This window comes from Dolichospermum sp. LEGE 00240, assembly GCF_015207875.1.
In the GTDB taxonomy this organism is placed as follows: domain Bacteria; phylum Cyanobacteriota; class Cyanobacteriia; order Cyanobacteriales; family Nostocaceae; genus Dolichospermum; species Dolichospermum gracile.
The window spans coordinates 1-18367 of sequence record NZ_JADEVZ010000030.1; the positions used below are offsets into that span (position 1 = coordinate 1).

Annotated in this window: 15 protein-coding genes, 1 pseudogene and 1 CRISPR repeat array; of the genes and pseudogenes, 7 read left to right on the forward strand and 9 right to left on the reverse strand. The window is 37.9% G+C overall.

Annotated features, from left to right (window positions below):
• Positions 1-89 precede the first annotated feature (89 nt).
• Both hslO and IQ226_RS11885 read left to right on the forward strand, forming a co-directional pair.
• Positions 90-995, forward strand: a complete 906-nt coding sequence (gene hslO, locus IQ226_RS11880; RefSeq protein WP_193895614.1) for an Hsp33 family molecular chaperone HslO — start codon at positions 90-92, stop codon at positions 993-995.
• A gap of 141 nt (positions 996-1136) precedes the next feature.
• Positions 1137-3212 (forward strand): chromosome segregation ATPase, encoded by a 2076-nt coding sequence (locus IQ226_RS11885; RefSeq protein ID WP_193895616.1) that lies wholly within the window; start codon positions 1137-1139, stop codon positions 3210-3212.
• Between the two features lie 236 nt (positions 3213-3448).
• Here IQ226_RS11885 and proC read toward each other — a convergent pair whose 3' ends face one another.
• From proC to IQ226_RS11920, 7 genes and pseudogenes are all read right to left on the reverse strand, one after another.
• The gene (proC, locus tag IQ226_RS11890; protein WP_193895618.1) at positions 3449-4264 is read right to left on the reverse strand and encodes a pyrroline-5-carboxylate reductase; all 816 of its coding nucleotides are present in this window, start codon (positions 4262-4264) and stop codon (positions 3449-3451) included.
• 287 nt (positions 4265-4551) lie between these two features.
• Positions 4552-5154, reverse strand: coding sequence for a cell division protein SepF (locus tag IQ226_RS11895; RefSeq protein ID WP_193895620.1), 603 nt, complete (start codon positions 5152-5154; stop codon positions 4552-4554).
• Positions 5155-5520: 366 nt separating this feature from the next.
• The gene (locus tag IQ226_RS11900; protein WP_193895622.1) at positions 5521-6210 is read right to left on the reverse strand and encodes a YggS family pyridoxal phosphate-dependent enzyme; all 690 of its coding nucleotides are present in this window, start codon (positions 6208-6210) and stop codon (positions 5521-5523) included.
• The gene (gene pipX, locus IQ226_RS11905) at positions 6207-6485 is read right to left on the reverse strand and encodes a transcriptional coactivator PipX (protein ID WP_193895624.1); all 279 of its coding nucleotides are present in this window, start codon (positions 6483-6485) and stop codon (positions 6207-6209) included. Before pipX ends, IQ226_RS11900 begins: the two co-directional genes overlap by 4 nt.
• A gap of 479 nt (positions 6486-6964) precedes the next feature.
• Positions 6965-8530, reverse strand: coding sequence for a hypothetical protein (locus tag IQ226_RS11910; RefSeq protein WP_228039388.1), 1566 nt, complete (start codon positions 8528-8530; stop codon positions 6965-6967).
• A 2-nt stretch (positions 8531-8532) separates the two neighbouring features.
• Positions 8533-10032, reverse strand: coding sequence for an RAMP superfamily CRISPR-associated protein (locus IQ226_RS11915; RefSeq protein ID WP_370567127.1), 1500 nt, complete (start codon positions 10030-10032; stop codon positions 8533-8535).
• Positions 10033-10273: 241 nt separating this feature from the next.
• A pseudogene (locus IQ226_RS11920) lies at positions 10274-10831 on the reverse strand (type III-B CRISPR-associated protein Cas10/Cmr2); the annotation flags it as partial.
• Between the two features lie 391 nt (positions 10832-11222).
• On the opposite strand from IQ226_RS11920, the gene IQ226_RS11925 reads away from it, so the two are divergent.
• Positions 11223-13298, forward strand: coding sequence for a WYL domain-containing protein (locus tag IQ226_RS11925; protein ID WP_193895630.1), 2076 nt, complete (start codon positions 11223-11225; stop codon positions 13296-13298).
• A 118-nt stretch (positions 13299-13416) separates the two neighbouring features.
• A complete protein-coding gene (locus IQ226_RS11930) occupies positions 13417-13989 on the forward strand; it encodes a transposase (protein ID WP_193895632.1) in 573 nt (190 codons plus the stop codon).
• Between the two features lie 78 nt (positions 13990-14067).
• On the opposite strand, the gene yidD is transcribed toward IQ226_RS11930, so the two are convergent.
• Both yidD and IQ226_RS11940 read right to left on the reverse strand, forming a co-directional pair.
• Positions 14068-14577: a membrane protein insertion efficiency factor YidD gene (yidD, locus tag IQ226_RS11935; RefSeq protein ID WP_193895634.1), complete on the reverse strand. Its 510-nt coding sequence runs from the start codon at positions 14575-14577 to the stop codon at positions 14068-14070.
• 45 nt (positions 14578-14622) lie between these two features.
• Positions 14623-14997 (reverse strand): hypothetical protein, encoded by a 375-nt coding sequence (locus IQ226_RS11940; RefSeq protein ID WP_027402685.1) that lies wholly within the window; start codon positions 14995-14997, stop codon positions 14623-14625.
• A gap of 150 nt (positions 14998-15147) precedes the next feature.
• Positions 15148-16454: a CRISPR direct-repeat array (repeat unit 36 nt; unit sequence GTTTCCATTAATTCCACTTCCTATAAAAGAAGCGAT).
• 293 nt (positions 16455-16747) lie between these two features.
• On the opposite strand from IQ226_RS11940, the gene csx18 reads away from it, so the two are divergent.
• The 3 genes from csx18 to cas2 are packed head-to-tail and all read left to right on the forward strand — an operon-like array spanning position 16748 to position 18312.
• Positions 16748-17002 (forward strand): CRISPR-associated protein Csx18, encoded by a 255-nt coding sequence (gene csx18 / locus IQ226_RS11945; protein ID WP_035082455.1) that lies wholly within the window; start codon positions 16748-16750, stop codon positions 17000-17002.
• A gap of 39 nt (positions 17003-17041) precedes the next feature.
• Positions 17042-18034 (forward strand): CRISPR-associated endonuclease Cas1, encoded by a 993-nt coding sequence (gene cas1 / locus IQ226_RS11950; protein WP_039203186.1) that lies wholly within the window; start codon positions 17042-17044, stop codon positions 18032-18034.
• Positions 18034-18312: a CRISPR-associated endonuclease Cas2 gene (gene cas2 / locus IQ226_RS11955; RefSeq protein WP_193895635.1), complete on the forward strand. Its 279-nt coding sequence runs from the start codon at positions 18034-18036 to the stop codon at positions 18310-18312. Before cas1 ends, cas2 begins: the two co-directional genes overlap by 1 nt.
• The last annotated feature ends 55 nt before the right edge of the window (positions 18313-18367 follow it).

The window sequence follows — 18367 nt, forward strand, 5'->3', positions numbered from 1 at the left end:
CCCCTGCCCCCTGCCCCCTGCCTCTTACCTCCTGACTCGAAACCACTTAAAATAAAAAAGTCATCTTGTAACAAATTGTCAGGTTTTTCATGGCAGATCAATTAATTCGTGCGACTGCGGCGGATGGTGGGATTAAAGCTGTAGGTGTGATTAGTACCCGGTTAACAGAAGAAGCTCGACAACGCCATAAACTATCTTATGTGGCAACAGCAGCATTGGGAAGAACTATGGCTGCTGGTTTATTGATGGCTGCCAGTATGAAACGGTCAGGTTCTAGGGTGAATGTTCGCGTTAAGGGCGATGGTCCATTAGGTGGTGTATTGGCAGATGCGGGTTTAGATGGCACTGTTAGGGGTTATGTCGGTAATCCATCTGTGGAGTTGCCACCTAATCATAAGGGTAAACTAGATGTTGGGGGGGCAGTAGGTGCAGGCTTTCTATATGTAGTCCGCGATCTCGGTCATGGTTATCCTTACTCTAGTACAGTAGAACTGGTTTCGGGGGAAATAGGTGATGATGTTGCTCACTACTTGGCAAGTTCCGAACAAACTCCTTCGGCTTTAGTTTTGGGTGTATTTGTGGGAGAACAGGGCGTAACGGCAGCGGGAGGAATTTTGATCCAGGTGTTACCCAAAGCTGCTAGGGATGAGGAGCTAGTGGCGACATTGGAATCACGGGTTGGCGCTTTATCTGGGTTTACGCCCTTACTGCAAGCAGGTAAAACACTGACAGAAATTTTTAACGATTTGTTAGGAGATATGGGATTGAACATATTTCCTGAAAGTCAGATGTTACGCTTTCATTGTGGCTGCTCTTTTGATCGGGTGCTAGGGGCGCTGAAAATATTGGGAGAAGCGGAACTACAGGACATGATTGTGAAAGATGATGGTGCAGAAGCTACTTGTGACTTTTGCGGTAATATCTATCAAGCAAGTAGTGATGATTTAACTCAGTTAATTGGAGATATACAAAGAGAATCTTTAATTTCTGGTTAATGTCACCAGTCATACTCAACCCAAAAAACAGTAATGTTAGGGATGGGTTTTTTAGATAGGAAAGTGAGGATAGCAAACATAAAATTATCTATATTGATCTATCTACTTTCATATCGCTATTCAATTAGTGTGGTGTGAGCAATGACAGAGCGGGATATTCCAGATAATTGGTCTTCAGACCAAGCAGGAGAACCAATTGGGGTTCAGCCTAACTACATACAAAATCATCAAACTGCTGATACCGCTGCTATTGGTTCTCATTCTCAGTCTATGAAGCAAAGAAAAAAGCAAGATGGCGATATTTTGGCTATAAATGATAATTCAGAATCTACTTTTAATCTCAATATTCTAATTGAGAAAATGCCGCCCTGGACTAAAAATTGGGTAGTTTGGGCAGCGGGATTAACTTTAATTCCTGGAAGCATGGGTTTTCTAGCTTTATCCATGCTGTTTAAGTTACCTACTGCTCCTAATTGTCCACAAATTTTTTGGCCTTTAGCTAGTGCGTCAGTAAGGCTACACTGCGCTCAGTTGGCGGCTTCTAAGCAAACTATTAATGATTTGCTCCAAGCAATTACTCTGGTTAAACAATTACCAGAAAATCATCCTTTGCGGGGCGAAATTAATCGTCTTTTAGAGGAATGGTCACGGGATGTTCTCAGGTTGGCGGATGAGAGTTTCCAAGCGGGGAATTTGGAGGAAGCGATCGCTACAGCCCGAAAAATTCCTACTGACGTGAAGGTTAGTGAACTAGTAGAAGAGCAAATTCAAAAGTGGCAAAGGATTTGGTCAAAGGCGGAAGGAATTTACCAAGAAGCGGAAAAAGAATTGCGCCAACGACATTGGCAATCAGCTTTTATGCTCACGGCTAGATTGCTACGGGTCAATAATAAATATTGGGCAAGCACTAAATATGATCAATTAAATAACATTATTGTTACGGCACGAGAAGATGGGGATAAACTTTACAAAGCAGAAAATTTAGCAAATAATCGCAATTTAGATAGTTTACTTAAAGCTATTAAATTAGCTGAGACGATTAAACCAGATAGTTATCTGTATCAAAAAGCCCAAGAGTTAATATCTGGGTTTGCTAGAAAAATGCTCAAATTAGCACAGGCTAAAATGAAGGAGCGAAATGCTGATCAAGCATTGGAAATTGCCCGACAAATTCCCTCTATTCCTGAATTGCAAGCTGAAGTTGATGATTTTATGGTTTTGGGTGAAGCCCAAAGAAGTGCTTTTATTGGGACTACGGCTGGGTTAGAAACGGCTATTTCTCAAGCTCAACAAATAGATGCTTCTAGGGATATTTATAATGAAGCACAACAATTAATTGCCCGTTGGCAATTAGAAATTCAAGATGTTTCTCGGTTAGAAAAAGCTCGGAATCTCGCTAGTCAAGGCACTGTTAATGATTTAACAGCAGCGATTTCGGAAGTACAATTAATTCCTGGGAATAATCCCCGGGCTAGAGAAGCCCGTCAAGAAATTGGCCGTTGGCGTAGTCAGGTGGAGACGATTGAAGATAGACCATATCTAGATCGAGCGGAGCAAATAGCTATCAACGAGGATGTTAGCTCATTACAAACAGCGATCGCTGAACTTAATCAAATTCGCTCTGGACGAGCATTATATCCAGAAGCCAACAAAAAGATTAGGCTATGGACAGCCAAAATTGAGCGCATTCAAGATCAACCATACTTAGATCAAGCCAGGGCATTAGCCGACAGTGGTAATTTGACAACGGCTATTAGTGAAGCTCAAAAAATCGCCTCTTCAGGACGCGCTTTATCTGGTGAAGCTCAATCCTCTATAGATACTTGGCAAGACCAAATTCGCGCCAAAGAAAGTTGGCAAAAAGCCAAGCAAGTTGCAGTTACTGGTACACCAGAAGCTTTAGTTCAAGCTATTCAGTTGGCGAACCGGGTATCTAGTCGTAACACTTTGCGTTTAGATGTGAATATTGCTATTGACCAATGGAGTCAACAATTGTTGCAAATAGCACGTTCTCAAAGTGAGGTTGATGTTGCCAAAGCCATTGATACAGCTAATTTAATTCCCCGTGGTAGTAGTGCTTATATTGATGCTCAAGAACAAATTAGAACTTGGCGACAGTTTATGATTCCCAAATCAGCACCCAATCCTTCTGTAGAATCCACACCGGAGGAAACGCCAGCAGGTCAAGAAAATGAGCCTTTAGCAAGTCCTAATTAGCAGGGGGCAGGGGGCAGGAGGGGGTAAGAATAGTGTCTAATCGTAAAAGTGATAAGTACCTGAATAAAAGGAACTGCACATTTTTTTAATTGACAGAAATTTCTGTATTGCTTTCCTATTACCTATTACCTATTACCTATTACCTGTCACCTGTTCCCTATTACCTGTCACCTGTCACCTGTCACCTGTCCCCGTGGCGTAGCACCTGTCACCTATTACCTATTACCTATCACCTATTACCCCTTCCCCAATTCCCGAGCGCGTTCTTTCGAGGCTTTAACAGCTTCAATGACAGCGGAACGAAAACCAGCTTTTTCTAAGGTGCTGACACCGGCAATAGTTGTACCACCGGGACTGGTAACTTGATCTTTGAGTTCAGCGGGGTGAATTTTGGTTTCTTGTACCAGTGTGGCTGTTCCTAAGACTGTTTGTACAGCTAGTTGTTTAGCGATCGCCCTTGGTAAACCCACAGCCACACCCCCATCAGCTAAGGCTTCAATCATCAAGGCCACATAAGCAGGGCCACTACCGGATAATCCTGTCACCGCATCCATCAGGCTTTCCGGGACTTCCACTACTTCCCCCACAGCGGTAAAAATCTGCTGTGCTGTTTGTTGGTGATGAGGATGAGTATAAGCACCTAAAGAAATTGCTGTTATTCCTGCACCCACTGTAGCGGGAGTATTGGGCATAGCGCGAATTATGGGAACTTGAAGAAAAGCCGCTTCTAATTGTTTTAATGTCACCCCCGCCAGTATAGAAATAATCAAGGGTGAATGTTCTATTGGTAGGATATCTGCTAATTCTTGGGCTACAGCCGTAAATATTTGGGGTTTGATTGCCAAGATCACCGCTGTTTTCGCTGCCCCCAACACTAGGCTATTATCCGTTGTCACAACTACCCCATATTTCTGTTCCAAATAGCTGCGGCGTTCAGCTTGGGGTTCACTGACAATAACTTCTGAGCCTTGATAAATACCACTTGCAATAAGGCGGGATAATAGAGCTTCTCCCATTACCCCACCGCCAATTAAGCCAAATTTTATATTCATTTTCATTAGTCACTAGTTAGTGGTCACGTGATTTTGGATTTATGTTAGCGAAGCGTACGCAGCGCAGCGAGTATTTTGGATTTTGGATTAACTCTACCCTCAAGTGTAGAAGCTGGAAAATTTGGGACTTACCATTTTTCCGTCAGTAGAGGACGGTGAATTGTACCAAATTTTTTCATCTAAAATCTCAAATCTCAAATCTCAAATTCCCGGTCAATTATTAATAGTTAATCATCCTTCTTAATTAATTAGGGACTTAAAACTATAAACTAATGACTAATTTAACCCTATTGTGCCATCCGAGTGGGTTCATTTCCCCAAGTAGAAGTTGCTGCTGTAGCTGCGGGACGGGCGGGACGGGCTTGGCTGATAGGTACTTCATGTATCAAACCGCCTTGAGTGCTAACTTGCACGCAACTGGGGGTAAACAAGAAGATACTTTCACCAATTCTTTCTTGATGTCCGTCTAAGGCATAAGTACCACCAGCAACAAAGTCAACTGCACGTTGAGCTTGGTCAGGGTCCATAATGGTCAAGTTTAATACTACTGATTTGCGCTCCCGGAGGGCTTGAATTGCCTGGGGCATTTCTTCAAATGTACGAGGTTCGAGAACTAGAACTTCAGAGATTCCATTAATTGCGCCTGGCATACCAATAACGTTACTCATAGGTTTGGATACTGTTGCAGATACTTCTTCTGTGCTGGTAGATGGATTTTCCCGCCACCGCCGATTTGCAGGGGTGGGTTCCTGTGGTGCTGGTTGAGGATTTTCTTGCTGATAAATGTTTTGATAATTATTGGCTGTATCAGCTTCTTCTTCGTAGTATTCGTATTCTACCTGCTCATTCAACCCTACAAAATCCCTGAGTTTGGAAAATATATTACTCATGTTGTACGCTCCCGGATTAAAATTCCCCTAATTTTCCTGGCTATAAGTTACATTAAAGTTCCTTCTAGGCAGTAGTCGTAACTATAGTAGATGTTTGACGTAGCAATTGTACTACTGATTTTACCCTTTAGTACAAATTCCCAATTATCAACAGATACTGATGTTAACGCCTGCACATTAACGAATCTGTAACATTGAGTTAGAATTGTAGCCTAACGATTATTAAAAATAAAGGGGGGTATAACCACCTTTGCAATTAAGAATTACTTATGAGAGTATTATATTTTTTGACAATTATCAATACTTTACTATAAATTCGCAAACGATTGTTAATCATGCTGTTTAGAAGTATGACTACAGCCACATCTAAGCTCGTTGACCAAACAAAATTGTACCTAATCGTACCATCGTTGCTCCTGCTTGCACTGCCAACTGGTAATCACCAGACATACCCATTGATAATTGTTGCATGGTAATATTTGGCCAATTTTGTGATTGGATGGTTTGTGCTAATTCATACGTGGTATTAAATACTGTTAAAATTTCTGCATCCGTCAAACCTTGCGGCGGAATTGTCATCAAACCTTGAATTTGTAGATTTTGACATTGGTTAAGCGCTGCCAAGTCAGCCAATAATTCTGGAACTATCCAACCAGATTTATTTGCGTCGGGGAGAATTTTGACTTGTAAGCATACCTTTGGATTCACTCCCAGTTCTGCCGCTAGGGTATTTAAGCGTTGTGCCAGTGGCAAGTTATCAACGGAGTGAATCCATGAAAATAGTTCTAAGGCTTTTCTCGCCTTATTGGTTTGGAGATGTCCAATTAAGTGCCAGGTAATATCCCCTAGATCTTGCAATTCGGCTTGTTTACTGGCAGCTTCTTGGATGCGACTTTCGGCAAAATCACGAACTCCTGCGGTGTATGCTTCCCGCATTAATTCAGGAGATACTCTTTTTGTAACAGCAATCAACCTCACTGTAGATGGGAGTGAGGCTCGTATGTGGGTAAGGCGTTGCCTAATGTGAGCGGAGCGATCGCTAATTAAACTACTCATTGGAATGTGTGCTGAAATACACCTTGAAGCTGCTCGTACTCCTGAGAATTACCACTGCGGCGCAAAGTCCGTAAGCGATTTTCCAGCATCATTCTAGCCTCAGTCCGGCCAATTGGCTGAAATTTCAGGACTTTAAGCTCAGTTGTTACCAGAAAAAATAAGCGTTGGGCGTAGAGTGTGGTAAACAGATCCTGGTTCTCATCAACCATACAGATCCTATAGAGTAAACCCCAAGTTGGATGATTTATGTAAGTTTCTGAGTTTTCTGGATTCATTTCCTATTCAAGGTGGGGAGTATATGTAGCCGAGGACGGGGAACAGGCATTAAAAGTCATGAAGGCAAATCAGTGTGATGATAACTGGATGTTTTCATGCAACTGACAACCGCTATAGCTTGTTCTGCAATTTACTAACATTCAGAGGATAGTATATCCCTTCCGCCAAATTTTTCGTTGACAGTGCGAAACTAACAATCTTCTTGACGGGTTCTTCTGCAAAACAACACCCTTACAAGTCTGTGATGTTGCACAGGCTTCTTTCCATCCTGCCACAATTCTCCCCCAACGGCGCAAAGATGGACATTTATCTAGCCGGCATATAGTATTTATTTCATGGGTAAAAGTCTTGTACTGTATGACTTTTGCGGTAATTTTTAGTCAAGTACAATAGATGACATCATTATCATTCAAGAAAAACATACGGTTTAGAGTCAGATCCCCGACTTCTTAAAGAAGTCGGGGATCTTGTTGTTGATTCAACGTAGTTTACTAGCTATTTCTTCTAATTGTTTCCGTAAATCACTTTCTTTATAAGGTAATCCTAATTTCTTAATTTGCTCTAAAAATGGCTTTTTGACTTGTTCTTTATAAGCATTGACTACACCTGCATTATCATCAGTATACGGTGAGGTATCTTGTTGATCACCTAGCAAATATTTAATTACTTCTTTTGGTTTAGCACCTACTAAATTGTGCATTAATTGATTACGTCTATCAGTTCCATAACTACGACGATATTTACATATATACTGTAATAATTTCCAAGATGTAGACTTGAATAAAGGATCATATAATTTACATAGCCATTCAAACATTCCTTCATTACTACCAATTACCCTATTTATACTATTTATACTATTTATATCTTCCTTGTTTAAGTTATTATTAAAACGAGCATCATCTACAGGAAACTTTAATTTCCGTAGTATTTCAATTTTAGCTTTCCTGTCTAAATTTCCAACAAATCCTAGTCCTGGTTCACTCCATTTAATATTATTATCTTTATGTATCTTTTTAACTAGTGCTGCTTTCATAAAAGTTTCATGAGCAGCAGCTAATAAAGTTATACCTTGAATGTAATTTTGCTTTTCAAAGAAAATTTCTACAATCTCCAAAGCATCAATAACACGATATATCGCAGGTTGAACATCAAACTCATTTCCTTTTGCTAAAGTATTTTCAATATTTAAAACACCAACTAAGCGGTTTAATTTTAACTTGACATTAGTATCAATTTCCGTTGTGTCCTCTAAAAGTTTTAATGCAGCACCAGGAAAACCATCTACTATTAATTGTTTAGCCTTTTGAATTTGAATACCTCTTAAATACTTTGAACTAGGAATAGGTATAGCTTGCCTATCTTTATATTCATTGCTTACTAAAAATTGTACTTGTTTCTCAAACTTGGCTAAACTGGTAAACTGAACTGCGGAAGAAATAGCCGGAGTACCTGCTTGATGACTTACAAAAATATTTGCATCTTTGTCAATATATGTTATTTGTTCTGTTTGAAATAGTTGATCAACTAATCTTAGACATTCATTCCAATCATCAAGACCTTCTTTTTCAGGTTCTGCTTCTAATGGTAAATAATGAATATGCTCACCTGTTTTAAGTTGAGGATATTTGTTATCCTGCTCAAAATACTTTTCTAAGATAGGTTTAAGTGTACGGGTATCTTGCCAGTAAGGACATTCTTTCTTATTTTTGTCTCCCTTGCCAAAAACATTTTCTTGATCAGTCAAAATTACAATGATTTTATCGGGACAATTTGTACCCTGTAAATATTCAGTAAATCTATCAAGGAGAGGAAAGTGTAACTCTTGAAAAATTTGAGTATCTAAATTTGTACCGTAAACAATACCCATTACTCTTGCAGGAACAGTAGCAGGATCTTTAGGAGTTTCCCTGACAGGTTCAAATGTATGCTTATATTCCTTTTCAAATTTTGCATGATGGTTATTCCATAGCGATTTTTTATAACCAGACTTGAGTTGTACATCGCTATTACCAATGGTGACAATCCAAACTTTCATACCCATGATTAATTACCTCTAGGAAATATTTTTATAAATTGTGTATCGTCTTTTAAAAATTCTAAAAATTGTCTTGTACTGTCAGAATCATCAGGAAAGATAGTTAATAACTCTACATATTGAGGGAGTCTTTCTAACTTGCCATCTTTGATAACATATCGGGGATACATTCTATGCCAAATCCTTCCTACTTTGCTAGGATTATCTTTGTTACCAATTCTTCCTGTTAAATCTGTTTTGTAAATTCTTTTACCAGTTGTATAGTTACCGTGAAACCACTCAACAGCTTCACTTGTTTTACTGATTTTTGCCCATACTTGAACGTTATTAATATGCCATGTTTCTCCCCAAGGAGTATAATTATCGTTATTTAAGTTCAGTAAACTAGCGAAATTCTGTTGAATATCATGGAGAAATTTAGATATATGACCAATATCAGATTTTCCACAAGTCAAATATAAATCTTCTGATTCTTTCAAAAATTCCCAATGACAACCAATCATGGGTTTATCATTATCCTTAAAATATTGATTCCAGAATTTACGATGATCAACCCTACGCCAAGATTTACCAAAACCTCCTAATAAAACGCTAAATTGAATAAGTTGAGTGACAAATTTTTTAAGTTTGACTTTCTCTTTGTCAGAGTTACCCAAATAAAAAATATCTAATCTTCCTTCTCTCAAGTCATAAGTAGACATGGAATGGGTTTTATGAGGTTTAGGTTTATATGTATGCTGACCTAAATCAATTTCTTCCGCAGTGAAACTAATACCTAGTTTTCCTACAAAAGTACCGTTGTCAATTCCTCCCCATAGTTTTTGAGTTTCTGTTTTTGCAGTTTTTGCATCTGTAATACCTCCCAATATTCTCAAAGTATGTCCCCGTAATACTGCTTTAAACATATTGGGGCGAAATTCGGGGGTAGTATTATTTAATAATTGAGAAGTTAATCCTTGTCCAGAAAGATAAACAGAAAATATCAATTTATCTCTACTGACAATTTCTTGAATTGTTCCATCATTTTCATGCTTACTAAATCTTCCATACCCTGCACTAACTCTAGAACCAATTCCTATTCCTAATGCTTTTTCCCAAATCTCCCAAATCTTTTCCCATTCTGATCGTCCTAAATTTTTTGTGCTGGAAATACCAAATAATAAGGTAGTTTCATAAAGAGATATTTGAGGATTAGCTGTAGTAGTACAATCTTCTTCAACTTGACGTGGTTGTTGAGAATGAACAATATCAACTAGGAGTTTTTGATTTCCCCAAGACATATCTACAGGATATGCACCATGAAAACGTAAAATACCTGGTTTAGTTTTGGTTTGACCATTTTCTTTGATTTCCGTCCCACAATAATCAGCTTTTAATTCATCTGGACAAGCTCTCAAAAATGCTCCTTTCATACTAGAACCAGGATAAAAAGGAAATCCTTTAGCACCAATAACAGGTCTAATAAAACCTTCATCCTGTCCACTGTTAGTTACTAAACGCCAGTTTATTGGTAACCGTTCACGGGGGGTACAAAAAACGCTCTATATGAGATTCCACGAAAACAGCATGAAAAACGTTATAGATTTGATTTTTTTAGGTCATTTGAAATTCGCAAAATCTCTATATCGGTTTGCAAATCGTTTTCCAGCCAATTTAAGAACCATTCGTTAATATGTCAATTTGCCTGAAAAACCCAACAGACAAAGCTTTCAGGTTTTTTAATAAATTCTCACCCCCTGTGAACGGTTACTCTTCATCACCATAATCTAAAGTTTTAGGATTACGATATTCAGAACCCAAACCAGGAAAAGCAATACCATCTGTACCTGTTAAGCTAGAACTCTCACCAATCCAATTAACAGCACTCCAACCACGGGATAATTTATTAGTTTCTAGATCCTCCATTGCTGCTTCAATACAGCAACCAGTTCCGTGAAATATTTCCCAAGTATGACCACCCCAAAGCGTCCACTCACGTTCCCAGTGATATTCAAATTCAGGTGGAGGTAATTTTTCCTCTATCCAAGTTCGACAAACTTTTAACATCTCTTTCCATGCAGAAAGTAATATTTTTTCTGCATCTTTTTTGCTCATTTCTCCTTTAATCAGAATGCGGTTAGGCATCCCTTTTTGTAAATTAGGTATTGCTGGAGAAATTACTGTTAATCCGTTGTTCTCAACAGACAAAACTAGCTGCTGACTCAAATAAGAGAGAATCAGAGATGCACCATATAAGTCTCTAAGTTTACGCGATTTCTCGATAAACCCTTGAACTGGGGCAAAAGTAACAGCCGTGTATTTATTCATGTAGCTGTATCTCCTTTATACGCTTGATTTTAAGCATACACGCTTTTTATTTAACTTTTTAACCATGAAAATACTTTGTAACAATTACTTGCTATCTCACTGTAGATTTCGTGTTAATCGCTAAATTAAAGAGTCAGGAATGCTGATTTATTTACAAAGTCAACAATATATTAAGAAAATTGTCTATATTTGTGACTATGTAAAGGTGAGCAGATTTACGTTGTGTTTTTATCTTAGCAGCAAAAAACTGGATGTAACCCTCTATTCATGCGAATGACGAAATTTACTAGGACAATATGGTAATAAATTCGTGATTCGCTTGAAAACGCTAGACTTTGAGGTTTGTTAAATGCAGACAATATAAAATAAGTTTTATTGAGGATCGAAGAAAATGTCTACTCCTCCTATCTGTCACATCCTAATTGGTGTCCCTGGTAGCGGTAAGTCCACTTTCGCCACTGAATTAGCTAAGTTGGGGAATTATTGCATTGTTTCTACTGATGTTATTCGTCAAGAACTCTATGGGGATACCACTATTCAGGGTGATTGGATAGATATAGAAGCAGCAGTAATTTCTCAAATCACAGCAGCATTGGCTCAAAATAATGCTGTAGTCTATGATGCCACTAATGTCAAGCGTGCGTGGCGACTGGATTTATTAGAAAAGTTAAAATTAGCCATCGCTTCCCCGGTTTTATGGATGGGGTGGTACTTAAAAACCCCTTTGCTAACTTGTAAAGGATGGAATCAACAACGCACCCGTCAAGTTCCAGATGTGGTAATTGAGAGTATGCACCAATGGCTGCAAGATTTTCCACCAATGGCCGCTGAAGGGTTTGCAGCAGTTAAGGAAGTTGATGTCACGTCCCCAAAGTTCAACTTTCACCAAATCTCTACCCAAATTCAACAGCTTTCTCGTAGTCTCATTAACCGCAACAACCGTAATAGTCAAATTACTTTTCATGCTTACAGTAAATTGCTGGATTTTGAGCGATTGATGTATCTAATTTCCTTGATCATTAACTATCCGGGAATTGGTAATCTACAAGCAAATCACCCCAGTTTATTAGCCAGCATTTTGGGTAAAGTCCCTGAGTTTACAAGTTCCTTGGCAGAAATCACCGCTTGTATCAGCCGATTGTATGGCAATATCTATGGAGATCAAAGTGCGATCGCCTCTAATTTACTATGGTTGCAGCAAAATTCCCTCATTGGTGTTAATTCTATCTCTTCACCTTCCCATCTCCCTATCTCCCCTGGCGCTGTTTCTCTGACCGCTTCCGTTGCTGTGGTAACTCATCCCTACTCAGATTTACCAGCGTTTCAGAGATTATTGCAAACTATTAGGTTCATCTTACATCATCCGTTTTTATCCAATTCTGGACAAGGAAGTTTAAAAACTTTACTGTCCGCACTGCAAGAATATGAGATTATTGAGGGCAATACTTTAGATTCTGTCCGTAAAGATATTGAAAAAGTCCTTAAACCATATAAAATATTACATAATTTTTCTATGCGAGACGGTTATTTTGCGGGAACGGCAATTTTATCAGCACTAGAATTAACTCAGGTGTTTCAAGTTCTCCAGTCTCAAGCACAAAGTCTCAATGACCCGATAGCACTGGAAATTTATGAAACCTTTGCTACTCGCATGGCACAAAGTCGCTTAGGGGTCAGTGATATTTATCCAGTACGGGCGATCGCTAATCGCAGTATGATTGACCCAGAGTATTTACCAGCAGAATCTCTAGCCAGAAATTTACAACCAGTGGAGGAAGCGATCGCTCAAGGACAACTGTTAGAATTAAATCGTTTTCCTGGTGGTGGTAAATTTACCCTAGATGAAGAAGGGTTCTTTTTGGCTTTTCCATTACAAATTGTTTTTTCTAACACAGCTTGGTATTTGGGTTATGAATGTGTATCCGGTGAATATCACGGCTTATTTCGTTTTGAAAGACTAGATAGATTATTTATTGGTAAACCTCAAACAAAAGTGCGTTCTCGACAAGAACAAGAAAGTTCCTTAAAAAAGTTACAAAAACTATCTCAAGCCAGTGTAGGAATTTTTTTAGGTTACAACCCCCAAGACCAACAGCAATTTCTGAGTATTAATAAAAAAGAACGTTCTCAAGTATGTGTCACCATTGAACTGTGGTTTAATGATGAACTTTTTAGATTTGTCGCCGAAGGAACTAAACGATTTCCTCCACAACAGATGAAAATGTCTCTACCAATCACAGGTAAGAGATTAACTTTGCCTAAATCTATTTTTTGTCTTGATAAAGCAGAAAATAAAACCTTTCCTCATCGGTTTCAAGTCATATTACCTCAGTGGTCTTTAGATGATGTGGAACTTTTGCGCTGGATTCTTGGTTTTAAAGGAGGAGTGAAGGTAATAAAACCCAAATCATTAGTTAATAAATTAAAACAAATCGGTGAAGACATTGTGAATGTTTATAGATATTAGATCCCCGACATTAGATCCCCGACTTCTTAAAGAAGTCGGGGATCTGGGAACTCAGGGATCTGGGAACTCGGATATCTGGTAAAATTTTATTAAATTTGAATATCCCATATTTTTATTTATGCCCCAAAGAAAAACTCCCTGGCAAAGTGGTAACTTTTATCATATTTATAATCGTGGTAACAATCGTCAAGATATTTTCTTTGAACGTGAGAATTATATTTATTTTCTCCGGTTACTAAAGGAACATCTTATTAAAAATGCAGTAGATATTGTTGCTTACTGTTTAATGCCTAATCATTATCATTTATTGGTATATCTGAGAGATGAAACCCTATCTGATGCCATGAAATCTCTCTCTCTTGCTTACACAAAGGCAATTAATAAACGGTTTAACCGTTCGGGGGTATTATTTCAGGGACGGTTTCAAAGTATTCACATCCAAGAAACTGAATATCTTGTCAATCTTTCTCGCTATATTCACCTCAATCCAGTAAAAGGCGGAATAGTAAACCATCCTGGAGAATGGGAATTTTCTAGTTATTTGGAATATGCAGGATTACGACCAGGAACACTTCCCAAAATAGAATATATCAAAACGCAAATCGAGTCAGAATCAATTTATCAACAATTTTTGCTAGATCATAATTTACCTAATTCTACTGACTTCAAAAAACTACTACTCGATGATTGAAAAGAAAAGATCCCCGACTTCTTTAAGAAGTCGGGGATCTGGGATCTGGGATCTAATTAAATGATTAATTTTAATATTCTATTTGCCTTCATTTGCGACACCTAAACCAATTATACCCAAACAACATAAACCATAATAAATCTCTGGCTCATTACCACATTTACCATCTTTTTGATCTTGTCTAATAGATGCTTTTGTTGCTGTTGACACACATTTACCAAAAGCTTTTCCTTTACTTGCTAACGCTGGTGTTGCTACACCAAAAGTAAAAAAAGCCGGAATAATTAAGTAAATAAATCCCCTGCGGTTCAATAAATGGGAACTTCTCCGTTGTAGATTTGCTTGTTGTTTTTGTCCAGTTAATGTTTCCGCAGCTATTCCACAATCGGTAAAGCGTTGTTGAGAGAGATTAATAGCTTTTTTTAAATCCTGTTCTAAAAAAACACCCTTCACATATTCTGAACAAGATTCACCATTATGTAAAACCCGATGAGCGCAACAATACCCCTTATAAGGTGAAAGATATCGTTGATATAAATTAATAGCAGTAACTAGAGAACTGCGGATAAATTTACTAAAAATCTGCATAGTTGACTTCCTGAAATTTCCAAAAATTGACAATTAAAAACTACATTATTTACTTAATTCTTCAACCTGCTTTTTCGCACGAGAAATAGCCAAAGCATTATCAATAGGAGCAATAATTGTCCCCGCAACTGATCCTATACCAAAAGCTCGTGCCATAGCTTCTTCACTATTACGAGAATTTCCAGCAACTACTACCCCTATTAAAGCCCCACCACACATAAGCCATAGAAATGCTTTCCACCGTCGGGTATAACAATATCCACCAATGGGAATGAGCAGAGAAAGGAAAACAGCAATCCCTATATTTAATCTAGAAAGGCGTGCTAAATTTTGTACTTTTTTACGTTCTTCTTCTTCCTTAATTGAATCAAGATATTGACGTAAAATTTCTTGATCTTGATCTTTATTTTGTTCTGACATTGTAGAATTTCCCTCACCAATCTGGTTATATTGTTGACATCTCGTGTAACAACATAATCTCAATTTTGTGATTATTCAATACTTCTTATGCGAATGAGGAAATTTAAAATATCCTAAACCCAAAGATCCCCGACTTCTTTAAGAAGTCGGGGATCTCATATCTTGACTTTCTATAAAAGAAGCGATTATTGCACAAATGCAAGCTGAACCAACAATAGAAATAGTTTCGATTAATTCCACTTCTTATAAAAGAAGCGATAAGCAACGGCATCGCCTACTGTATACCCGCCTATGCATCTAGGGGTTTCCATTAATTCCACTTCTTATAAAAGAAGCGATTCATGTCTCTGAATGCGAACCGTTTTCGTTCCTCTTCCGTTTCCATTAATTCCACTTCCTATAAAAGAAGCGATACATTGTGGTGTCACCACCAAGCTCTTTTACAGCTGAAGTTTCCATTAATTCCACTTCCTATAAAAGAAGCGATTTATTTGGTTATCCATCCATGCTGAAGCTTCTACTTTGTTTCCATTAATTCCACTTCCTATAAAAGAAGCGATCTCAGAAAAATTCTAAAGCAATTGGGATTGAAACTGGTTTCCATTAATTCCACTTCCTATAAAAGAAGCGATCTAGTTTTATTTAATTCCTGAGCTTGTTCATAAGGTAGTTTCCATTAATTCCACTTCCTATAAAAGAAGCGATGTTTAGAAGGGTTATTTTTAGCAACTACGCAAGGTATAAAGTTTCCATTAATTCCACTTCCTATAAAAGAAGCGATAAGAGAAAAATAATTAAATTCCCTATCTCGCTGATATAGATGTTTCCATTAATTCCACTTCCTATAAAAGAAGCGATTCTATGAAAATGTACTTGCAAGATGATTAATCCTTTGTTTCCATTAATTCCACTTCCTATAAAAGAAGCGATTCCGGTTATTCAAGCTCCAGAACCACAGCACTCACAAATGTTTCCATTAATTCCACTTCCTATAAAAGAAGCGATTAAAGAATGGGGAAATAGAGGCATTAAGTTATGCCTTGCCAGATGAGTTTCCATTAATTCCACTTCCTATAAAAGAAGCGATAGAATCATGACTAACTATAATAAGTTGACAGTTAAGTTTCCATTAATTCCACTTCCTATAAAAGAAGCGATGTGTCGCTAATCCTTGTGGACTAAGCCCGTAACTTTGTTTCCATTAATTCCACTTCCTATAAAAGAAGCGATTTTCATTAGTTCCCAGTATGGGTAAGCTCTTCGACATATTGCTGTTTCCATTAATTCCACTTCCTATAAAAGAAGCGATCTTTAACAATTGCATCAAAACTCTTGCCATGAATAGTTTCCATTAATTCCACTTCCTATAAAAGAAGCGATTGAAGGTACAGGTGAATTTATTGTTGATATTAACTTAACTAGTTTCCATTAATTCCACTTCCTATAAAAGAAGCGATACCCGTAATTATAAACCCATACAGAGCCTAATGTCCAGATGCCATTTGCGACGGGGTATCAATTGAGGGCTGCTTTTAGAAAATAAACAGGCAATCAAAACCCCTGAAACCCTTATACAGAAAGACATCGGCCGGGTAAACGGAAACATCAGCATTTCCGCCATTGACCTGACCCCGCCGCCAATAAATCATCACCAATAAATAAATTCGTCATTCGCATGAAATCACTTGTATAAATTTTCTGTGTGATTTAACTTAAAAAAGTACAATTAATACCGAATCCCAACTAAACCATGTATATTTCTAATCGTGCTGCCTTAGTGCGGAACTTAGCGGTTGCATTTCTCAATGGGACAATTACACTGATTATTTTGCTAATAGCACCTTTAGGACTAGCAGCAGTAATTATCAATACTATCTTAGTTACCATTGCCACCTTTGCCAATGCCACAGCCGGAGATAGTGTTGTGCGTTTCTTGCAACCATCCCAAATCAAAACCATGATAGCAGAAATCATGTCCCAACAGTCACAAATCACCAAAGATTAATCATAAATCTCAGAATAACATAATCTTTAGTTTATATATATGCGAACCCTTTATGTTTCTCGCCAAGGTTGTTATATTAGCCTCAAAGCTGAAACCTTAATAGTTAAACAAGGAGAAATAGTACATGGTGAAGTTCAACTACCACTACTAGAACAAATATTAATCTTTGGTAAATCACAAATTACCACCCAAGCCATTCGTACCTGTCTTTGGCGAGATATACCCATTGCCTATTTATCTCGGATGGGATACTGTTATGGAAGATTAATGCCAATTGAGCGTGGTTATCGTCGCCTATCTCGTTATCAACAAGAGTTAACAGCAATTGATAAATTGATAGCAGCTAGAACAATTATTCAAGCCAAATTAAAAAATAGTCGCACCTTTTTACAACGTCAGCAACGCCGTAATCCCTCCCAAACCGCTGAAATTACCATTAAAAGTCTAGAAGTATTAGCGCAAAAAGCCGGGGAAGCAGAAACTATCGAGCGTTTAATGGGTTTAGAAGGTGCCGGTGCTGCACAATATTTTAACGCTTTTGGGGAATGTTTAAATAATCCTGATTTTGTCTTTTTAGCCCGTAGTCGTCGTCCTCCAGGAAACCCAGTAAATGCCATGCTTAGTTTTGGTTATCAAATTTTATGGAATCATCTACTAACACTAATTGAACTCCAAGGATTAGACCCCTATTATGCTTGTTTACATCAAGGAACAGAACGCCATGCAGCATTAACTTCTGATTTAATTGAAGAGTTTCGCGCCCCAATTATTGATTCTTTGGTACTGTGGTTAGTCAATACCAAAATCATGAACATTGACAATGATTTTGAATATCATGATAGCGGCTGCTACTTAAATAATTCGGGCAGACCTAAATATATCAAATATTTCTTACAACGCCTAGAAGAAGAAGTCCAAAATTCTGAAGGAGAGAAACAACCACGTTGGGATTTAATGACACAGCAAATCAAGGCTTTCAAAGATTTTGTTTATCAACCAAGTAAACTATATAAACCCTATCAAATCCGGTAATGTTATTGTATGTAATAGTATATGACATTACTTGTGATCAAAGACGTAAAAAAGTCTCTGATTTATTAGAAGGATATGGTCAAAGAGTTCAATATTCAGTCTTTGAATGTATTCTTAGTCAAAGCAAATATAGTGAATTGCAAAAAAGACTCCGCAAGCAAGTAAAATCTTCCGAAGATAGTATCAGGTTTTATCCATTAAGTAAACACACATTCAACCAAATTGAAACTTGGGGAGAACCACCAGTTACAGAACTTCCCAGTTCTACTATCATCTAAATCAGAATCAGATCCCCGACTTCTTAAAGAAGTCGGGGATCTTGTTACGGGGATC